This is a genomic window from Streptococcus oralis, assembly GCF_001578945.1.
In the GTDB taxonomy this organism is placed as follows: Bacteria; Bacillota; Bacilli; order Lactobacillales; family Streptococcaceae; genus Streptococcus; species Streptococcus oralis_Q.
Map to the genome: position 1 here is coordinate 152463 of NZ_KQ969552.1, position 3736 is coordinate 156198.

A 3736-nucleotide genomic window follows, 5' to 3' on the forward strand; every position below is an offset into this window, starting at 1 on the left:
CATCTTGGGCCCAAATGGCTATGATTTTCTTTGTCATGCTTCCGTCCTTTTTATTGATACTACTATTTTATCAAAATTCTCCCAAAAAGGCTGTTTTGAAACGCGCGCAAAAGAGAGAAAAGGAGCAGGCTTCATTTAGCCTGCTCCTCTCGTCCCTAGGACATATATTTTTTTGCTTCTGATTCGATTTTTTCGACCACTTCTTGGATACTTAGTCCAGTTGTGTCGAGGTAAACTGCATCCTCAGCCTGCTTGAGAGGCGAGGTTTCACGGTGACTATCCTTGTAGTCACGTGCAGCAATCTCTTCTTTCAAAGTTTCCAAGTCAGTCTCAATCCCTTTAGCAATATTTTCCTTGTAACGACGCTCTGCTCTTTCTTCAACAGAAGCCACTAGGAAAATCTTGAGTTCAGCTTGTGGTAAAACAACTGTCCCGATATCACGCCCATCCATGACGATACCACCTTGCTGAGCAATCTCTTGCTGAAGAGAAACCAGTTTTTCACGCACTTCAGGAATGGCAGCGATACTTGAAACCTTGTTGGTCACTTCATTTTCACGAATCGGATGAGTAATATCGACATCTCCTACAAAAACAAGTTGCTCACCTGTTTCTGAACGACCAAAACTAATGGGGTGTTGGTTAAGAAGCTCAAGAAGTTGGTCTACATTCCCTGCATTCAACTGGTGTTTGAGCGCTATATAAGTCGCAGCACGGTACATAGCACCCGTATCGAGATAAGTGTAACCAAAATCCTTAGCGACAATCTTTGCGACCGTACTCTTACCACTGGAAGCAGGACCATCAATAGCAATTTGAATTGTCTTCATGACCGACTCCTATCTTGTCTTAATCACATCACCTGGGTTGGCAAACCAAGAGCCAGATGACATGTGAGAAGGATTTAGGGCTTCTAACTGGGCAATGGAAATTCCTGCACGTTGAGCAAGTGCCGCTTCTCCCTCTCCAGGCTGTACAGTAAGTGTTCCTTCACCCTCTGTATGTTCTTCCGAACTGCTCTCTGAAGGTGTTGATTCAGAAGAAGATGTTTCCTCTACCTTGCTACTTGAAGACTCTTCCACTTTTGAACTTGAACTGCTAACAGGTGCTGAAGAATCATAAAAGTCCTTTAAGGCTGCTGTGCGGTTACTTCCTCCAGTAGAAAGATAGATTAATACGATAACCATTGCTACAACGATTACAAAGAAGAGACTAGCTAGAACTGTCAAGACACGATTGGCAACAGCACCTGTCCCTTTTTGTCTGCGGTGACGACGCTCTGATCTTGTTTCTTCCTCATTGTTTTCGTAAATATCTTCTTGCCACGGTTCTTTTTCCATACCTTCCCCCTTGTATTTTTTAAATTTTCTTATTACAATATAAATATGAAACTCACACTTATACCCGAACGGTGCATCGCCTGCGGGCTTTGCCAAACCTATTCCGAACTCTTTGATTACCATGATAACGGAATCGTTCGCTTTTACGACGACCCAGTTGAATTGCAAAGAGAAATCGCTGAGACCAGCGATGTCCTGGAGGCCATCAAACATTGTCCTACACGAGCACTTCTAAAAGATCCATCGTAGGAAGCAGGAAATGAATGTTATTGATTTTTCCCACACTTACTAGTTTAGCATATTTCTAGGTAAAATTATAGTCTTTTTTGGTTATTTTTTCCTTCAACAATAGAAAGGTCACTTTTTTCTTTGACGAGAAAGAGTGGTCTTTTTTTGGTCTCTAGATAAATCTTACTGATATACTTACCTAGAATCCCAATGGTCAGGAGTTGAATCCCTCCAAGAAAAAGAATGACAGCCATCAAAGAGGTCCAACCAGATGTGGGATTTCCCAAGATAAGAGTCCGAAACACTACAAAAACAGTCATCACAAAAGAAAGAAAACAAGATAGGAGTCCCGCTACAAAGGCTATACTCAAGGGAAAATCTGAAAAGTTAAGAATTCCTTCAATCGAGTAGAAAAAGAGTTGTCTAAAACTCCAACTGGTCTTGCCAGCCTGTCGTTCAACGTTTGGATAATCAAGATAGTGCGTTTTAAAACCCACCCAGGCAAAGAGTCCCTTAGAAAAACGATTGGATTCGGTCAGGGTTAAAATAGCATCTACCACAGACCTTCTCATCATGCGAAAATCACGGACACCTGAGGGCAGAGCTACTGGGCTAATTTTTTTCATAAGGCGGTAAAAGAGGTCAGCACAGAAACTGCGGAAAAAGGGTTCTCCCTCCCGACTAGTTCTCCGTGTCCCAACACAGTCTATGTCTGCACTTTGGTCTAGTAAGGCTTTCATCTCAAGTAGCATACTAGGAGGATCCTGAAGGTCTGCATCCATCACGACCACCAAGTCTCCAGTTGCATGCTGCAAGCCTGCGTATAAGGCTGCCTCTTTCCCAAAATTTCGTGAGAATGAGACATAATGTACCGCAGGATTTTGCTCCCTATAGGTCTTCAAAAGCTCTAAGGTCCCATCGCTTGAGCCATCGTCTACAAAGACATACTCGATCTCTGCTCCTAATTCTGGAAGCAGTGCTTCCACAGACTGATAAAAAAGAGGAAGTACTTCCTCTTCGTTTAGACATGGGACAATGATTGAAATCATCATCTTAGTCTTCAAATCCATTTGGATGCTTGCTTTGCCAACGCCATGCGTCTTCACACATTTGGGTGATGTCGAGTTCTGCTTCCCATCCGAGTTCTGCTTTAGCTTTTGCTGGGTCTGAGTAGCAGGCAGCGATATCACCTGGGCGGCGTTCTACGATGCGGTAAGGAATAGGACGTCCCACCGCTTTTTCCATATTTTGGATAATTTCCAATACAGAGTAACCTTTACCTGTTCCAAGGTTATAAATGTTTAGACCTGAACCTTTTTGGAGTTTTTTCAAAGCTGCAACGTGACCTTTGGCTAGGTCTACAACGTGGATATAGTCACGAACCCCAGTTCCATCTTCTGTATCGTAATCATCTCCAAAAACTTGTACTTGCTCTAGTTTGCCCACTGCTACTTGTGAAACATAAGGTAAGAGATTGTTTGGAATGCCATTTGGATTTTCTCCCAAGTCACCACTCTCATGTGCTCCGATTGGGTTAAAGTAACGAAGCAAGACCACGTTCCATTCTGAATCTGCCTTGTAGATATCCGTCAAAATTTCCTCTAACATGAGCTTGGTACGACCGTATGGATTGGTCACTGAAAGTGGAAAATCTTCTAAGATTGGAACTGTATGAGGGTCTCCGTAAACTGTCGCAGAAGAACTGAAGATGATGTTCTTACAATTATTTTCTTCCATGGCTTTTAGAAGGCTGACAGTTCCTGCGATATTGTTGTCATAGTAGGCAAGAGGGATACGTGTTGATTCGCCAACAGCCTTCAAACCAGCAAAGTGAATCACACCAGTCGGTTCTTCCTGCTTGAAAATATCTCTGAGTGTATCTGTGTCACGGATATCTGCCTCATAAAAAGGAATCTCAACTCCTGTGATTCTTTCAACAACTTCTAAACTTTTACGATTGCTATTGACAAGATTATCCACCACAACCACTTGATGACCTACTTGGATCAACTCAATAACAGTGTGGGTTCCGATAAATCCAGCACCACCCGTTACCAAAATCTTTTCTTGCATCTTTTTTCCTCGATTCTCGGATTATTTTTTCTTATTTTACCATTTTTGATAGGGAATGTCATTTGCCATCCTAGGGGGAGGCTAAAATTTCAGTA

5 protein-coding genes are annotated in these 3736 nt (G+C 42.5%); 1 reads left to right on the forward strand and 4 read right to left on the reverse strand.

Annotated features, from left to right (window positions below; all coding sequences use genetic code 11):
* Nucleotides 1-155: 155 nt before the first annotated feature.
* Both cmk and SORDD16_RS06155 read right to left on the reverse strand, forming a co-directional pair.
* The gene (gene cmk, locus SORDD16_RS06150; protein WP_000849413.1) at nucleotides 156-830 is read right to left on the reverse strand and encodes a (d)CMP kinase; all 675 of its coding nucleotides are present in this window, start codon (nucleotides 828-830) and stop codon (nucleotides 156-158) included.
* A gap of 9 nt (nucleotides 831-839) precedes the next feature.
* Entirely contained in the window at nucleotides 840-1340 is a 501-nt protein-coding gene (locus SORDD16_RS06155; protein ID WP_061452746.1) for an SAG1386/EF1546 family surface-associated protein, read from the reverse strand.
* A 45-nt stretch (nucleotides 1341-1385) separates the two neighbouring features.
* On the opposite strand from SORDD16_RS06155, the gene SORDD16_RS10700 reads away from it, so the two are divergent.
* Nucleotides 1386-1589 (forward strand): ferredoxin, encoded by a 204-nt coding sequence (locus SORDD16_RS10700; protein WP_080641299.1) that lies wholly within the window; start codon nucleotides 1386-1388, stop codon nucleotides 1587-1589.
* A 65-nt stretch (nucleotides 1590-1654) separates the two neighbouring features.
* Here SORDD16_RS10700 and SORDD16_RS06160 read toward each other — a convergent pair whose 3' ends face one another.
* Both SORDD16_RS06160 and galE read right to left on the reverse strand, forming a co-directional pair.
* Nucleotides 1655-2620, reverse strand: a complete 966-nt coding sequence (locus SORDD16_RS06160) for a glycosyltransferase family 2 protein (protein WP_061452893.1) — start codon at nucleotides 2618-2620, stop codon at nucleotides 1655-1657.
* Nucleotide 2621: 1 nt separating this feature from the next.
* Nucleotides 2622-3641, reverse strand: coding sequence for a UDP-glucose 4-epimerase GalE (gene galE, locus SORDD16_RS06165; protein ID WP_061452747.1), 1020 nt, complete (start codon nucleotides 3639-3641; stop codon nucleotides 2622-2624).
* Between the last annotated feature and the right edge of the window lie 95 nt (nucleotides 3642-3736).